17 protein-coding genes are annotated in these 15,370 nt (G+C 45.1%); 3 read left to right on the top strand and 14 right to left on the bottom strand.

Translation table 11 applies throughout. The features are described 5' to 3' along the window. The 3 genes from RWO08_RS06225 to RWO08_RS06215 form a co-directional block, all read right to left on the bottom strand. Entirely contained in the window at positions 1-1,185 is a 1,185-nt protein-coding gene (locus RWO08_RS06225) for an aminotransferase class I/II-fold pyridoxal phosphate-dependent enzyme (protein ID WP_314211519.1), read from the bottom strand. Continuing rightward, on the bottom strand, positions 1,182-1,670 hold the full coding sequence (locus RWO08_RS06220; protein WP_023392238.1) for an Lrp/AsnC family transcriptional regulator: 489 nt from the start codon (positions 1,668-1,670) through the stop codon (positions 1,182-1,184). The genes RWO08_RS06225 and RWO08_RS06220 overlap by 4 nt, the downstream gene beginning before the upstream one ends. A gap of 183 nt (positions 1,671-1,853) precedes the next feature. Continuing rightward, positions 1,854-2,543, bottom strand: coding sequence for an ElyC/SanA/YdcF family protein (locus RWO08_RS06215; protein WP_314211518.1), 690 nt, complete (start codon positions 2,541-2,543; stop codon positions 1,854-1,856). 213 nt (positions 2,544-2,756) lie between these two features. Between RWO08_RS06215 and RWO08_RS06210 the strand changes: the two genes are divergently transcribed. Further along, positions 2,757-3,434: a hypothetical protein gene (locus RWO08_RS06210; RefSeq protein WP_070755169.1), complete on the top strand. Its 678-nt coding sequence runs from the start codon at positions 2,757-2,759 to the stop codon at positions 3,432-3,434. A gap of 57 nt (positions 3,435-3,491) precedes the next feature. Here RWO08_RS06210 and RWO08_RS06205 read toward each other — a convergent pair whose 3' ends face one another. Beyond that, complete coding sequence (locus RWO08_RS06205; RefSeq protein WP_314211517.1) at positions 3,492-3,977, bottom strand: LURP-one-related family protein; 486 nt, start codon at positions 3,975-3,977, stop codon at positions 3,492-3,494. Between the two features lie 12 nt (positions 3,978-3,989). Further along, positions 3,990-4,469: a 23S rRNA (pseudouridine(1915)-N(3))-methyltransferase RlmH gene (rlmH, locus tag RWO08_RS06200; protein WP_070755167.1), complete on the bottom strand. Its 480-nt coding sequence runs from the start codon at positions 4,467-4,469 to the stop codon at positions 3,990-3,992. Positions 4,470-4,555: 86 nt separating this feature from the next. Between rlmH and RWO08_RS06195 the strand changes: the two genes are divergently transcribed. Continuing rightward, positions 4,556-5,932, top strand: coding sequence for a TrkH family potassium uptake protein (locus RWO08_RS06195; protein WP_291427695.1), 1,377 nt, complete (start codon positions 4,556-4,558; stop codon positions 5,930-5,932). 21 nt (positions 5,933-5,953) lie between these two features. Beyond that, entirely contained in the window at positions 5,954-6,640 is a 687-nt protein-coding gene (locus tag RWO08_RS06190; RefSeq protein ID WP_023392244.1) for a TrkA family potassium uptake protein, read from the top strand. Between the two features lie 59 nt (positions 6,641-6,699). Here RWO08_RS06190 and RWO08_RS06185 read toward each other — a convergent pair whose 3' ends face one another. The 9 genes from RWO08_RS06185 to RWO08_RS06145 form a co-directional block, all read right to left on the bottom strand. Next, the gene (locus RWO08_RS06185) at positions 6,700-7,662 is read right to left on the bottom strand and encodes an LPXTG cell wall anchor domain-containing protein (protein WP_070755165.1); all 963 of its coding nucleotides are present in this window, start codon (positions 7,660-7,662) and stop codon (positions 6,700-6,702) included. A 214-nt stretch (positions 7,663-7,876) separates the two neighbouring features. Then, positions 7,877-8,686: a phosphonate ABC transporter, permease protein PhnE gene (gene phnE, locus RWO08_RS06180; protein ID WP_070755164.1), complete on the bottom strand. Its 810-nt coding sequence runs from the start codon at positions 8,684-8,686 to the stop codon at positions 7,877-7,879. A gap of 12 nt (positions 8,687-8,698) precedes the next feature. Then, the gene (gene phnE / locus RWO08_RS06175) at positions 8,699-9,523 is read right to left on the bottom strand and encodes a phosphonate ABC transporter, permease protein PhnE (RefSeq protein ID WP_070755163.1); all 825 of its coding nucleotides are present in this window, start codon (positions 9,521-9,523) and stop codon (positions 8,699-8,701) included. A gap of 12 nt (positions 9,524-9,535) precedes the next feature. Continuing rightward, positions 9,536-10,282, bottom strand: coding sequence for a phosphonate ABC transporter ATP-binding protein (gene phnC / locus RWO08_RS06170; protein ID WP_070755162.1), 747 nt, complete (start codon positions 10,280-10,282; stop codon positions 9,536-9,538). Between the two features lie 128 nt (positions 10,283-10,410). Beyond that, complete coding sequence (locus RWO08_RS06165) at positions 10,411-11,436, bottom strand: phosphate/phosphite/phosphonate ABC transporter substrate-binding protein (RefSeq protein WP_070755161.1); 1,026 nt, start codon at positions 11,434-11,436, stop codon at positions 10,411-10,413. A 198-nt stretch (positions 11,437-11,634) separates the two neighbouring features. Next, positions 11,635-12,933: a trypsin-like peptidase domain-containing protein gene (locus RWO08_RS06160; RefSeq protein ID WP_314063354.1), complete on the bottom strand. Its 1,299-nt coding sequence runs from the start codon at positions 12,931-12,933 to the stop codon at positions 11,635-11,637. A 250-nt stretch (positions 12,934-13,183) separates the two neighbouring features. Then, entirely contained in the window at positions 13,184-13,564 is a 381-nt protein-coding gene (locus tag RWO08_RS06155) for a helix-turn-helix transcriptional regulator (RefSeq protein ID WP_070755159.1), read from the bottom strand. 11 nt (positions 13,565-13,575) lie between these two features. Further along, positions 13,576-14,310 (bottom strand): CPBP family intramembrane glutamic endopeptidase, encoded by a 735-nt coding sequence (locus RWO08_RS06150; RefSeq protein WP_314211516.1) that lies wholly within the window; start codon positions 14,308-14,310, stop codon positions 13,576-13,578. 20 nt (positions 14,311-14,330) lie between these two features. After that, on the bottom strand, positions 14,331-15,365 hold the full coding sequence (locus tag RWO08_RS06145) for a hypothetical protein (RefSeq protein WP_306486348.1): 1,035 nt from the start codon (positions 15,363-15,365) through the stop codon (positions 14,331-14,333). Between the last annotated feature and the right edge of the window lie 5 nt (positions 15,366-15,370).

The following is a 15,370-nucleotide window of genomic DNA, read 5'->3' as shown; positions in this document are numbered from 1 at the left end:
TTACTTTCCTCCTTGTTCTGCACGTAATTCATTGATAAAGCGTTCAATGCGTTCGAAAGCTTGCTTCAATTCTTCGATCGAGTAGGCATAAGATACCCGTACGAAGCCTTCGCCTGACTGACCGAAGGCAGAGCCCGGCACAACCGCCACCTTGTGCTCCCGAATCAGACGGGTAGCAAACTCTTCTGAACTTAAGCCAAATTGACTAATATTCGGGAAGATGTAGAAGGCGCCAAAAGGCTCAAAGCATGGAATGCCTAAGCGTTCGAGCTCCGCCATCAAATAACGTCGACGTTGATTATAGCTGTCACGCATCATTTCCACATCGCTAGCCCCATTCTTAAGGGCCATGGTGCCCGCATACTGACTCATGGTTGGCGCAGCCATAATAGCAAACTGGTGAATTTTCACCATCTGAGCCAGGATTTCTTCTGGTCCACAGCAATAGCCCAGGCGCCAACCGGTCATGGCATAAGCCTTAGAGAAACCATTGATATAGATAGTCCGTTCAACCATACCTGGCAAATCAATGAGCGAATAGTGCTTCTTGCCGGTGTAAGAAAGTTCACTATAAATTTCATCTGTAATAACCAAGAGATCGTGGCGTACAATCACTTCAGCGATGGCTTCCAAGTCCTCTTTGGTCATAACCGCACCTGTCGGGTTATTGGGGAAGGATAAAATCAAGGCCTTGGACTTAGGCGTAATCGCCGCTTCTAACTCTTCCGCCGTCAGCCGAAAATCATTGGCTTCCTTAAGTGGAATAGGCACCGGAACGCCATCCGCCAGGGTAATACATGGCAAATATGAAACATAGCAAGGTTCATGATAAATCACTTCATCTCCAGGTTCTAGACAGGCCCGCAAGGCTAGGTCGATGGCCTCTGACCCCCCGATTGTGACTAAAACCTGAGTGGCAGGATTGTATTGAACCGCATGATTGCGCGCGATGTAATTAGAAATCTCGGTTCGTAATTCCATCAGCCCACGGTTAGCCGTATAGAAAGTCCGACCTTTCTGAAGGGTGTAAATCCCCTCTTCGCGCACATGCCAAGGGGTATCAAAATCGGGTTCCCCCACCCCTAGCGAAATAACATCTTCAATTTCATTGGCGATATCGAAAAATTTTCGGATACCAGAAGGTTGGATAGATTGCACCTTCTGGTTGATAAAACGATGACTCATGGGGTTACCACCATCCGTTTGTGTTTGTCATCCTTTACGAACATGGTACCGTGGTCTTTGTATTTCGTTAAGATAATATGAGTTGCTGTTGACTGAACTTCTTCAATCACAGACAAACGGCTAGAAACAAAGAGGGCAATTTCCTTCATGGGTGCCTTCTTAAGCTCGACTAGGAAGTCAAAGCCCCCAGACATAAGGTAGAGGGAGTCTACTTCTGGGAAGAGATAAATTTTTTCTGCAATACGGTCAAATCCTTGCCCGCGTTGAGGGTTGACCTTCAATTCGATAATGGCAGAAACACTTTGATCATCGGTTTTATCCCAGTTAATTAGGGTATGATAACCGACAATAATACGGTCGGCTTCAAGTTCTGCAATGGTTTTGATTACTTCTTCTTCGCTATAACCTAGACGAACAGCTAATTCAGCTGGTGAAATTCTACTGTTACTTTCTAATACTTTTAAAATCGCTTGGCGTTGATTCATGGTGAAACCTCCTACTAGACTTGTGGCCAGTCTCTGCTGACGCACCTTATTCCTATTATATTATAACACAAAGCAAGGCTAAGGCGAAAGACTGGAGGTCAGCGCCAAGCAAGTCGAATCTGCGCTAGAATAAAAAAAGCCGAGCGACCTCTTAAGGCTACTCAGCAAGTCATGTTCAGAGAATTAATCCCCAACTTTGATTCGGTCGGTAAGATCTCCTGATTGACTGAAATCAATCGGATAATCTAAGCTAGGCTGCGGCATCTGGTAGCCCAGATAGGTCACAGCAAAGTCCTTGAGCCGGGCGCCCACTTCACGGAATTCACGCTTGAATCGGGTTGATTCTGTCTCTTCAGCTGCCAGTCCTACCGCCTGTAGACCTAAGCCACGCGCCAACATAAGGGCACGGGATAAATGATAGCCTTGGGTAACGATAATCACTCGGTTCTGACCCAGAACATGTTTGAGCCGATAGAGGCTATCATAAGTCGAGTAGCCCGCATGATCTAAATAAATCCGTTCACTGGCTACCCCATGCTGAACCAGATAGTCCTTCATGACTGCCACTTCATTATAATATTGATTGGTGTGGTCACCACTCATAATGAGAGCCTTATTTGGAAAGGTCTGGGCTAGCGTAAGGGCCGAATTTAGCCTCCCTGCCAGGACCTTACTTGGCTCCTTATTGTCGATAATTCCAGCCCCTAGCACCAAAATAGGCACCTGGTCACTAGCCCAATCAGAGGCTTGAATCTGTTGAGGAGTTTTGGTTTGGAATTGGGCGCTAACAATCACCCAAAGATTAATGGCTAGGATTAGCAAGAGCCCTAAGGATGCTAGGCCAATGATTGCTTTAAAAATTGATAGAATCATTCTCACGCGCCTCCCTCCTTCTCAAATGTCTTAGCTTTTATAGTATAACAGTATCCTGAAGAGAAGTCTAAAATTGTCAGTCCTGTTGCGAAATTTAACTCAGCTGTTATCCGTTTGTCACGGACTCTGCCGCTTATCTATGGTAGACTATAGAAGATTACCCCGAGGGCTCCAGCCCCAACTATCAAATATCCCATAGAAAGAGGAAACCCCATGAAATTACGCCATATCTTTTTATTTTTGCTGGCCATTGTCTTAGGTGCCGGCGCCACGATTCTCTATCTCAAACTCCAAGAACCTGCGCGCAAGAACAATCAGACTCAAGAATCTAGTTCTAGCCAGTTAATCAGCCAATCTTCTTCTAGTAAGCCTGAATCTAGCAGTAGCGCCTCTTCCTCTTCGGAGCCACCACAGTCTTTCCTGAATGAAAGTATTCCAGAAGACGCTAGCTACAAGAAGACGGTCTTACCTGCCGAAATGGACGGTAACGAACTCAACAAGAAAATCAACGAATTCTACCAAGCCAACTATTCTGCAGAAGAGAAGGCTGCTAGCCAACAAGCACTTAGCCAACAAGAATTAGCAGATTTGCAAAACTACTTGGATCAAGCTGGCAATGTCAGTGGTTTGGAAACTAAGGTCGACCAAATCGCGGTTAAGTTAGGCAACCAAACCAGTTACGTCGTTCGTTTAGTTGTACCAATGACTCGCCAAGAAGCCAACAGTCGCGTCAAGGACAGCGATATCGAACTCATGAACCAAGCCTTGTCCTATGTCGGCAATCGCCTAGTCTTGGTAGCCTACTATGATCAAGCTAAGCAAGCGGTGGTGCCTGTCAGCCTATCTAACAGCTCCCGCCCCGCTCTCTTCTACTACAACGTACAACCTTAAAGTAAATCGAAAGCCACCTATCACTTAGGATAGGTGGCTTTATTTGCTTGGGAAAGGCTAATTTTCAGCTGAGTCTCGAACCGTGTCAATGCCTAAAACTACTGCCAAAACTAATACCGGATGAATAGTCTCATCATAGATTTCAATCTCGAAGGTATCGGACCAGGTCATAATCTTGCTCCGAATGGTCGCGATAATTTCTCCATCTGCATCATAAAAACTACAGCCCTTAAGCCAAGAAATACCATCCACTGTCCAACCTAGACCTTGAATCGATAAACGGGTACTTAAGATGCTGAAGCGCTCTTGAATGGTCGCCACTGCTTGGCCGCCAATACTAATTGTTAGGCGTTGGAAGAAGAGCTGCCACATAGCCTGAGTCACTGTCGCTAAGGCTGTTCCTGTCTTGGCATCTAGAATGGTCATCTGACGACGAAGCCAGGGCATACGGCCTCGAACTTGATAGACTACATTCCCTGCTTCATCATAAATCTCAAAGTTTTGGCGAATAGACATAAAATGTTGTTCCATATAGAATTTCATCATATTCTCTCCTTACTTGTGATAGGCGTGCCCCTTCATAATCCGAAAAGCCCGGTAAATCTGCTCGACTAGGACCAGGCGCATGAGTTGATGAGGTAAGGTAATCCGTCCAAAGCTGACCCGCCACTGAGCTTTTTGTTTGAGTCGCTCCGCCAGGCCTAGGGAACCACCAATAATAAAGCTTACCTTACTTTGACCATGTAGGGCCATGCGGTCCAAACGCTGGGCTAAATCTTCAGAAGAGATGAGATCTCCTTCAATAGCGAGGACAATGACCTGACGGCCAGCATCTAATCGAGCCTCTATGCGGTCTGCTTCCTTATCTAAAACTTGTTCGATTTCGAGGGGGGACATTTTCTCTGCGGTCGCTTCATCGGCCACTTCAACGATAGAAAGGTTGGCATAGGCGCCAAGTCGCTTGGTGTATTCAGCAATCCCTTGTTTGAGATATTTCTCCTTGAGTTTGCCGACACAGATAATTTCAATTTGCATCCTGATTCCTCCTACCTTTATCATAGCATTTTTCGGCGATTTTTTGTATGATAATAGGGAATTGAATTAGAATCGAGGTTCTCGCTATGCAAGATCTATTCTCCCCAAGCAAATGGACCGCAACCCAGAAGCTTACCGTTAGCTTTCTGGTGGTTATTTTAACCGGGAGCTTTCTCCTCTGGTTGCCTATTTCCAACCAGCCAGGAACTCATCAAACTTATTTAGACCATCTCTTTACTGCTGTCTCCATGGTCTGCGTGACGGGCTTGACCGTCCTATCCATTAAGGACACCTATACCGTCTTCGGCCAGATAGTCGGCATTATCCTTATGCAGATTGGGGGCTTAGGGCTCATCACCCTGATTTCTGTCAGTCTCTTCTACCTGAAGCGACGCATTTCGCTCAAGGACCAAACCACCTTGCAGATGGCCCTTAACCGTAACACTAATGACAACTACAAGAACTTTCTCTTTAACGCCTATCGCTTCACCTTTGCAGTAGAGGCCATTGGCGCTCTAGTTCTGATGACGGACTTCATTCCCCGCTATGGTTGGGCAAAAGGCGCCTTCAATGCCGTTTTTGTTGCGGTTTCTGCCTTTTGTAATGCTGGTTTTGACAACCTAGGCAGCAACAGTCTCCAAGACTTTGTTCTCAATCCAACGGTTAACTTTACAGTTGCCTTACTCATTATTGCAGGGGGGATTGGTTTCACCGTCTGGGCCGAGCTGAGCGAAAGGTTGAATCACTACTTCCATTCTCGTCCACGCCTCTTGCGTTTGAGTTTCCGCCGTTTGAGTTCCCACTCACGCCTAGCGCTGATAGCAACTGCTACCTTGTTATTTGGCGGAGCCCTTATCACTTGGCTATCAGAACTCAGACATAGCTCAACTATCGGTAATTATAATATCTTCCAGCAGTGGATGATTTCTTTCTTCCAGTCTGCCGCCTTCCGTACGGCCGGCTTCTCGACTTTGAACTATGAAGCAACCCATCCCTTCACCAATCTGATCTATATGATTCTCATGTTAATTGGGGGGGCCCCAGGTGGTACAGCCGGTGGTATTAAGGTCACTACAGCTGCCATCATGTTCTTACTCTTCCGTTCCGAACTCAAGGGCCACACTGAAGTGACCTTCCATAAACGGGTTATTCCAGCCAGCGCCGTTAAGCAGGCTATGACCATCATTCTCTTTTTCTTCACGGTCTTAATGATTGGCTATTCGCTCTTACTCTTGGAGCATCCAAATCTCAATCCTTACCATCTTCTCTTCGAGGCCATTTCTGCCATGGCCACTGTGGGTTCTTCAGCAGGGATTACCTCGCAACTTACAACTTGGGGACGCATCATTATTATGGGGATGATGTTCTTGGGCCGGGTAGGTCCCTTTACCGTCTTTCTCAGCTTGCTCCAACGTGACCGCAAAGAAATTCACTATGCCGATACTGATGTATTAATCGGCTAATCAGAAAGGATCTGTACACTTATGAAACCAAAACTTAATACTCGGATTATTGGCGTCTTAGGCCTGGGGGTCTTTGGCCGTACCGTCGCTAAAGAACTTAGCAAATACGATGTAGACGTTATCGCCATTGACAACCGACAAGCCAATGTCCAAGACGTGGCAGACTATGTTACTAAGGCGGCTGTCGGCGACATTACCGATTACGACTTCTTGAAAAATATCGGCGTTAAGGAATGCGATATTGTCATTATCGCGACCGGTACTAACTTGGAAAGCTCTGTACTAGCGGCTATGCACTGTAAAAAACTAGGTGTCCCTCGAATCGTGGGTAAGGCTCGTAGCTTAACCTTTGAAGAGGTCCTCTATGAAGTGGGCGTCCATGTAGTGGTCTCTCCTGAACGTGACTCCGGTGTACGTTTAGCATCTAAGATTCTCCGTAATAAGATTGACGAAGTGCTACGTCTAGACGATGATACCTCGATTGTCGAATTTACGGCGCCTGACGCATGGGTCGGTAAGACTGTCTTAGAATTAGACTTACGACGCAAGTATGAACTCAACCTAATTGGTATGCGGGAAGAAAAAGGCGAGAAGTTGAATTCTTCTATTGCCATCAACCACCCGATTGAAGCCAACACCATTTTGGTCGCGATGGCTAATTCTCATGTTTTCGAGAAATACGACTATTTAGGTTACTTTAATGACTAAACTTACTATCAGAAAAAGCCATGGTTTGAAACCATGGCTTTTTTGCTAATACATTAAATTTAGGAAGGACGACGACGCATGAGGATGAGGCCAATCGCTGCAATGACTAGTAGAGCACCCACTAACAAGAATGGTAGGCGGTCCACCTCACCAGTATTTGGCAGGCCCTTCTTATTCTCTCTTTTGCTTTCTTTCTTGACCTCTACCTTACTACTTGAGCTTTGACTTTCTTTTGATTCAGATTTAGAGTCAGAAGGCTTAGATTCGTTAGGTTTTGAAGATTCGTTGGGCTTAGATTCACTTGGCTTAGAAACCGAGGATTGAGAAGACTCAGCTGGTTTGGATTCAGCTGGCTTAGAGGCTGTGGATTGAGAAGATTCGGCCGGTTTGGATTCACTTGGCTTAGACATTGAAGATTGGGAAGACTCAGCCGGTTTGGATTCAGCTGGCTTAGAGGCTGTAGATTGAGAAGATTCGGCCGGCTTGGATTCACTTGGCTTAGATTCTGAAGCTTGCGAGCTCTCTGCTGGCTTTTGTTCAGGCTTAGGTGCTGGCAATGAAATAACAGGTAGCACTTGTTTATCCGCTTCATCTTCCAGAGGCAACTGCGCTAAGTAACTATCGAATTTTTTCTTGAGCGCCGCAAAATTTTGAATGGTTTGACTAGCATCATATACGCTAGCGGTCACCAAACCTTCAGACGTTTCGCGTTCTTTGGCTGGTTTATATTCCTTAACACCCGCCATACCATCTTTTTCAAGACCTTGTTCTACTAGCCACTTATGAGCCGCAGAGACAGCTTGATCACGATTACCCTCTACCAAGAAGTAGAAAACAAGCCCTTCTGTATTATCTTGGGCATTAACTAGAACATAGCGCACAATACTGTGTTCCTTAGCTTGCGCTACTTGGCTGGCCTCCGCCTCATTATTTGATGCAGTGGCTTGTGCTGCAACTGGATAGCTACCCAAAACACTGGCAACTAAACCCAAAACTAAGATTCCTTTCGACCACTTTTTCATGGTGAATCGCTTCCTTTCCTTTTGTTACACTTATTGTAACTCTGTTACAGAAAGATTACAAGTGAATCTTTGTTTTTTATTATTTATTTCCCGAATAATTCATAAATTCGCAACATTCCGCTTATTACCGGTCCAAATCGACAACGCAGATTATTACGTAGATGTTACAAAAATAAAAAGAGCCCCTGTTTTCACAGGAGCTCCAAGCTTCAATTTAACCTTGGGTCAAACGTTTGCGGATGTAACTAGAGCTATACTCGACAATCAAGATAAAAGCAATTAGACCAATTAATATGGCACCCACTTCATCCCATTTGTAGCCGTTAATCGCAAAAGTCAATGGTGCCCCAATCCCGCCGGCGCCAACAACCCCTAGAATCGTAGCGTCACGTAGGTTCATATCGAAACGGAAAATCAGGGTAGAGATCAAACTAGACCAAAGTTGCGGAATAATCCCGCAGCGAATTTTCTGGAAGGTAGAACACCCCGCCGCATCAAGCGCCTCAAGTATTGAATCATCTAAATCATCAATGGTTTCTGAGAAGAGCTTAGAAATCATCCCAATCGAAGTAACTGATAGGGTCATGACCCCAGCGAAAGCACCCGGACCGGTTACGCGGATAAACATGAGCCCGTAAACAAAACTTGGGATGGTCCGAACTGCCATTACGAAGAGGCGTGTAATGACGGTAATGGGCATTGGCATGACCTTACCTGAAGCGAGAAAAGCCAAAGGAATAGAGAATACAGCCCCTACAATGGTTCCCATGAAAGCAATAGCTGCCGTTTCTAGGAGCAAGTGGAGTACGCCGCTCTCACCTAAACCAAGTAAGGTTTCCAAGTTAGGGTGGAAAATCCCGCTAATAATATTGAAGGCAATGGTCGGGCCCTTTTCAGAAATATCAATAGAGCCCAAAGCTGACCAGGACCAAACAATGAGAATTACTAAACCAAGCACCCATAAGGCCTTGAAATACTTATCTGAGGTACGTGATTCATACATTTCATTAATTTTATTAATCATGATCCGAACCTCCTAAGTTAGTTTAGAGCGCAAGTAGCGACTGGTATACTCGATAATCAGGACTGTCACATAGAGGGCAACTAAAATCATGCCTAAATTCGTGTACTCACGCCAAGCAATCTTCTCATTCAAGATGACCCCAATCCCACCAGCACCAACCCATCCCAGAATGGCTGCGTGACGGACATTCCCTTCAAAAGTATAAAGGGAAGAAGCAAGATAGGAAGGTAAGACTTGTGGCAAAATGGCGCCTAGAAAACTATAAACCCGGTTAGCACCTAGGGCTTCCATGGCTTCAAAAGGTTTCATATCAACCGTTTCAATCATTTCATAGAGTTGCTTAGCCATAAAGGAGAAGGTGAAGATGGCAATGGCCACCGTCCCAGCAAAAGTCCCAATCCCAAAGACCAGAGTCAAAACACTGGCGTAAATCAATGTCGGCACTGTCCGAATCAAACTAAGAACTAATTTCATAGAGCCAGTAATCCACCGGTTAACAACCATGTTATAGGAAGCAACCACAGCGGCTGGAATGGCCAGTAAGGCGCCAATGACAGAGCCTAAGATAGACATTTTAATGGTATCTAATAGCGGTCCCTGAACAGAAGCCCAGTAATCCCAATTAGGCGGATACATCCGTCCTAAAATAACAAAGAACTGATTTCCTCGCTTGAGTAAGGTGGACATTTTGAAGCCAGTAAGTTCTATAGAATAATAGAAAGCTAGGACAACCAAGATGAGATAAAGCCAGGTTAGAGAACGTTTCTTGCTGACGGTTTTACCATTGGGTAGGGTTCGGGTTCGTGGTCCCCACATACGATGCCAGAATGCATTCATCATCATGTCCCCCTATTCAATCGCTTGGCCCTTGTAAATCACATCCAAGATTTCAGGTGTGACTTGGTCAGAAGGTCCGTCATAGACAACTTCCCCATCACGAATACCAATGATACGATCACAGTATTCCAAGGCTAATTCCACATGGTGAATATTGAGTAAAATCGAAATCTTATCATCGCGATTAATAGCTTGGAAATCTTCCATTACGGCTTTGGCTGTAACAGGGTCTAGAGCTGCGACCGGCTCATCGGCTAGAATAATCTCTGGGTTCTGCGCCAGCGTGCGTGCTAGGGCCACCCGTTGTTGTTGGCCCCCGGAAAGTTGGTCTACTCGAGTGTAGGCTTTTTCTAAGATTCCCACGCGGTCCAAGGCGGTCAGCGCTCGAATTTCTTCTTCCTTCTTATAGTAACCAATGAGAACCCGCCAAAAAGGAATATCTGGCACAAAGGCATTCATCACATTGCTGATAACAGACGCCCGGGTTACTAGGTTAAAAGACTGGAAGATCATGCCAATTTTACGGCGAAAACGGCGTAGGCTTTGACCTTTTAATTGGCTAACATTAGTCCCATTGACCGTTAACTCCCCTTCACTAATAGGATGCATACAGTTAATGGTCCGGATTAGGGTAGATTTCCCCGCACCAGATAAACCAATAATCCCAACAAACTCTCCTTGTTCTATGGTCAAGTTGACATTCTTCAGAGCCGTCACCCCATTGGGATAGCGCTTGGAGACATTCTTGAACTCTATCATGTGTAATCCTCTCTTCTCATTATAATGGCAGACAAGAAGCAATCCTTAGAGATACTCCTGTCTGTGCTCTCTTATCACAAAAAGAGCAGAGCCTCACCGAGACTCTGCCGTCTTGAGCGTCATGCGGACTAGTTGCCCTTAATTAATTTTTGCGCTTCGCGCTCTTTGTTGTAGTCTTCGTCTTTGGCTTCTTTATAACCGGTGTGGTTGTAAATCTTGATGACTTTCTTACCTTCTTCGGTCTTAGCAATATCCATCAAGGCTTTCTTGATTGCTTCGTTCAATTCAGGTGAAACAGTTGTGGAAGTCTTGCTAGCAGATACCGTGTCATTGACGATGTCTGGCGTTACGCCGATAACGTTAGTTGCTTCCCAGATAGGTGCTGAAGCGCCCATTTCTTTTTGCCACTTGTCAACGTTGTCGCGACGTAGGTCAGCATAACCAACAACAATATCAACTTGTTCAGCAGCCAAACGAGTCATGGCATTGGTATAAGAATCAGATTGTACCACGTTAGCTAAATCGGTAATCTTCTTACCAAAGTTTTCTTTGAGCCAGAGGGTTGGGTAAATGTAACCAGATGCTGATGAAGAGGAGAGAACAGTCCATTTAGCAGAGTTGAGGTCGTCCCAAGTTAACTTTTCACCCTTGTTGACTTTCTCAGCTAATTCCTTACCTTTGGCAGATGGGCCAGCTAAAACCAAGCCTTTGTAGAAAGTTACTTGCTCATCAGTAGGTTCAGTTGCTTTCTTGTCATTCCAGTCTTTTGGCTCAGCAGAGTTTTTGTTAAGCCCTTGACGAGTAGCAGTTAAGAGAACTTCCACATCATCAGAAAAGAGTACATAAGTCCCTGAAGGGATAAAACCATAGTCAAGAGTCCCTGATGCTAATCCTTCCCCTACAGCTTCAAAGTTAGTCCCTACTGTGATTTCCACGTTCTCAACTTCAAAACCATTTTTAGCAAGTTCGTCTTTCAATAATTTCTTGAGCGGTTCAGTCGATGTTACGATTTCGTCTGGGTTACGTGACGGCACGAAACCAATCTTGATGGTATCGATTTTTTCTGCTGCTTTAGCAGTAAACGGTGCAATTAATCCGGCCACAAAGGTCGCAATTAAGGTGAAGATGGCAAAAAGCTTCAGGCTTTTTTTCATTTTAAGGATCCCTCCAACAAAAAATAATAGATTCTACCCAAATTATAACACCCCCTTATCTTCCGGCAAGAAATAAATTATCAAAAGGGTCTTTTTGCTGGTTTTATTTTTCAAACGTTCGTGTTTTTCGGCCATTGCCTCAGCACTCAAAAAAGCCCACTCTTCCTTGCCGGAGGTGTGGGCTATCATTATTGGCTACTAACGTTGGCCTGGGAATGGTAGGCGTGGAGTTTGGCCTTCTTGACCATTCTCTTGCTCTTGTCCTTGACCTTGTTGGCCTTGTTGATATTGTTGGAGATTATTGTTGCTTTGCTGCTCAGGTTGGGCACCAAGCGTTACTTGAACTTTGGTTTCTTTTCCTTCTCTGAGGACGGTTAACTCTACTTTGTCACCTACATTATAGGCATAGAGCTCCCGACGTAACTCCAAGATATTCTTGATTTCCTTATCGCCAATCTTGGTGATAACGTCATATTTCTTGAGGCCTGCCGTTTCAGCTGGTGATCCTTTGACCGTATCGGTTACCACTACCCCATCCGTTTGGTCGGACTTGAGTTTGAGAATTTCGGTCTTAGACCGGCTAGTGATGTTAGCTAAGTCATTTTGGCTAATTCCAATGAAAGGCCGGGTAACTTTGCCGTCTTTTTCTAGCTGTGCAATGACGCGTTGCACTTCCTTAGACGGAATGGCGAACCCCATCCCTTCGACGTCTACATTCGAGAACTTGCTAGAGTTAATACCTACTAGGTCGCCATCCTTATTGAGTAGCGCACCACCGGAGTTACCTGGGTTGATTGCTGCTGAAGTTTGAATGAGCGTGGTCTCAATATCGGCTTGGCCGTCCTTGTTGAGGTCCATTGGCACAATCCGTGATTGACCAGAAATAATCCCTTGGGTCACAGAGTTAGAGAACTTGCTACCTAGAGGCGAGCCAATGGCGATGGCGATGCTCCCCACCTTAGTTGCGTCAGAGTCAGCAAACTTAATGGCTGATTTAACATTCTTGGACGAAATCTTGACAACAGCTAAGTCGGACACGGCATCACGGCCAACCAATTCCCCATCTTCTGTGGTCCCATCAGCTAATTTGACTTTAAGGGAATCAGCATTTTCCACCACGTGGTTATTGGTTACCAAATAGGCTGTATCACCGTCAATCTTATAGATGACGCCACTACCTTCACCCGCTAATTTTTGGGAGGCACTTGGGTCTTCCAAGTCCACTTGGTTTTCACCTCCCGTGCCATAGCCATATAAATTATTTTGTTGGCTTTCTTTCTGGTAGTTTTGGATCGACACGACAGAGTCTTTAGCCTTCTCAACAGCCTTCATAATGGTCTCTTCAAATTCACTGGCTGTTCCTTGGGCTTGGACCGTATTCGTCTGATTTTGAGCTGCCGTCGGTGTCACGACATTTTGCAAGGCCAAGCCACTTAAGATAAGCGCGCCCCCAGTTAAAGAACCTACAACTAATTTAATGATTTTTCTGTTTTTCATCGAACTTCCTCTTTTCTCTCCTATGAGTTTATTATTTTTCTTGATGCTTCTATCCTAGCACCGACATGTGAAAAGAATTTGAAAATTATATTACAAAGCAGTTATTTAATTGGTAAAGAATCCAGATTTTTAGCCCCATTTCACGGCAATTTCATTCATATTTTGATTGCTAGACCCCGCTAGCTTCTACATAGGCTTATTCGCAGAAACAAAAAAGACCAGGAGCAAGCTCCCAGTCTAATCTTGATGACTAGCATTCATGAATCTTCCCACATTTTGGACAGCGTCCTCGCATGCGATTAGCTAAATCAATGAATTTGCAAACCAATTGGCTATCCAAAGAATAAATCACATGCTTACCTTCCTTCTCTGAGCGAATAATCCCATGCTTCCGTAAAGTAATCAGATGGTGAGAAGTCGTCGCTACGGTGGCATCGATTAAGCGTGAGATTTCATAGACGCAGAGGCGTTCATAGACCGTCAAAACATGCATAATTTTCACTCGGTTGAGATCACCCAAAACCTTGAATAAGGTTGCCTGTGCAGCCAGTTGATCTGGATCCATGACTTCCTTGAGTCGCTCACATTCCGTACTAATCACTTGTTCTTCTAGACATTCATATTCTGCCATGTCTTCCCTCCTTATAGGCCATGCATCATCATGACAGCCACACAGTTATTAATAATATGTACACAGATGGCATATTCAAGCCTCCTGGTTTTCAAATAAGTTAGTCCTAAGATTAAGCCCATGCCAGCGTAGAGGCCCCATTCTAAAGCATTAGCTGGTTGATGTAGGAGACCAAAAATGACACTGGATATTCCCAGACCTAGCCAAGGTAGCTGGGGCAGTAGATACTTCATCAACAAGCCCCTGAAGAGAATTTCTTCGACAATAGGTCCCAGTATGGCCAAGGACAAAAAGGTTAAGAGGAAAGGGGCACCCTGTGTCGATACTTGCAAGGCCGCCTGATTCTGCGTGGTCTCAAAGGCTGGGTTGTAAGCAATCAGGACTTGGTCATAAATTGTCAGGTAGCAATACATAATCCCGTAAATAGCAAAACCTCCGACTAGGAGCTTCCATTTATTGAGTGTCCAATCAAAGAGCTTAAAGCCCCAAATAGAGACCCCTAGGATTAAAACCACTAAAGCTATGGCCTCCAGAATGACAAAAGCCCAAGGATGTATATAGACCAAGTCACTTAAATCGGCACCTACTAAGTCATAGGAGTCGATTCCTGATTGAGCCAGACCATACTGTATCAATCCCCACTCGGCCAAAATTTGGCTGACCAGATAGGCACCAATCAGCAAAAGCACCTTCCACCAGCTGCCCTTAACAGGATCTTGCCAGGCTTGGTTCATTCTTTGCCACATGCGCCTTCATCTCCTCTTGCTTAGTTAATCAATTTTTCCAGTTGGATAAGACCTTGGAACCAGTCTGCACCTAAGATTTCATTGAATTGTGCTTGACTTAAGACTGCATCCCCTGTCGGTTCCGTCAGTGACGCAGCTTTCATGTCTAAATGGTACTCTAGCGCCACCTTGCCTTGAATCAAGCCAACTGAGATTTTTTTATTGGCATAGTCCAAGCTGATGGTCCCATCGTAATCATCTGTGAACAAATCAAAGGTCTCTTTAAGTCTTGGAAAATCGGCTTGATGCTTCTTCATAATAGCCGTCCACTGCTTGCCAGCCTCATCCGATAATTCATAGCTTAACACTTGGCCGTCTTTCTTGCTTGGTTGGGGTTGGCTCGCTAGCCATTCCGTCAAAACCGCTTGATAGAAAGCCTGCCAATCTTGGCTGATTTGATAACTCGTTTGGGCCTGTTCTGTAGAATCTAAGACTACAAATTTATCTTTGATTGTAGCGGTCTTACTTTCATCCAGATGAGCTAATTTATCTAGGGCCGTATCCTTAACAGCCTCCGCTTGACTATTAGCCACTTGCTTGGCAAAGCCCATCAAGTCTTCAACTGCCTGCCAAGCAGCCGTCACCTTGCCCTCTGATAGCTTCATCATGGCAGTAAAAGGTAGGGCGTGCGAATCTGTTTGATGCAAGTAACGCATGTCACCAGAATTGATGGTAACCAAGGTTTTCCCCTTAGGTTGGCCATTATCACGACCATCGATTAAGGCCACATTCATGACTACACGCGCCTGGTCGTGATAGAGAGCGGTTAGGATTGTTTCTGGCTGGTCTATTTTAATCTCTGGTAAGTCTTTGTTGGGATCCTCTTGCTGACTAGAGGACTCACTAGAGTTGGAACTTTCGCTCGTCGGCTGACTGGCTTGTTCTGAGCCAAACTGGGTTACAGGCGATAAATCTTGGCGTTCTTGCGCACCAATCCGGGAAAGGGACTGTGGCACCACTAAGACTTGGTTGGCTAAGATTAGGGCAAGGGCACATTTTTTAAGTGATAATTTCATAGGCT

The sequence above is a fragment of the uncultured Abiotrophia sp. genome (assembly GCF_963520105.1).
GTDB lineage: Bacteria > Bacillota > Bacilli > Lactobacillales > Aerococcaceae > Abiotrophia.
The sequence above is the reverse complement of the archived record's forward strand: the minus strand, read 5'-3'. Positions and strand labels throughout refer to the sequence as shown.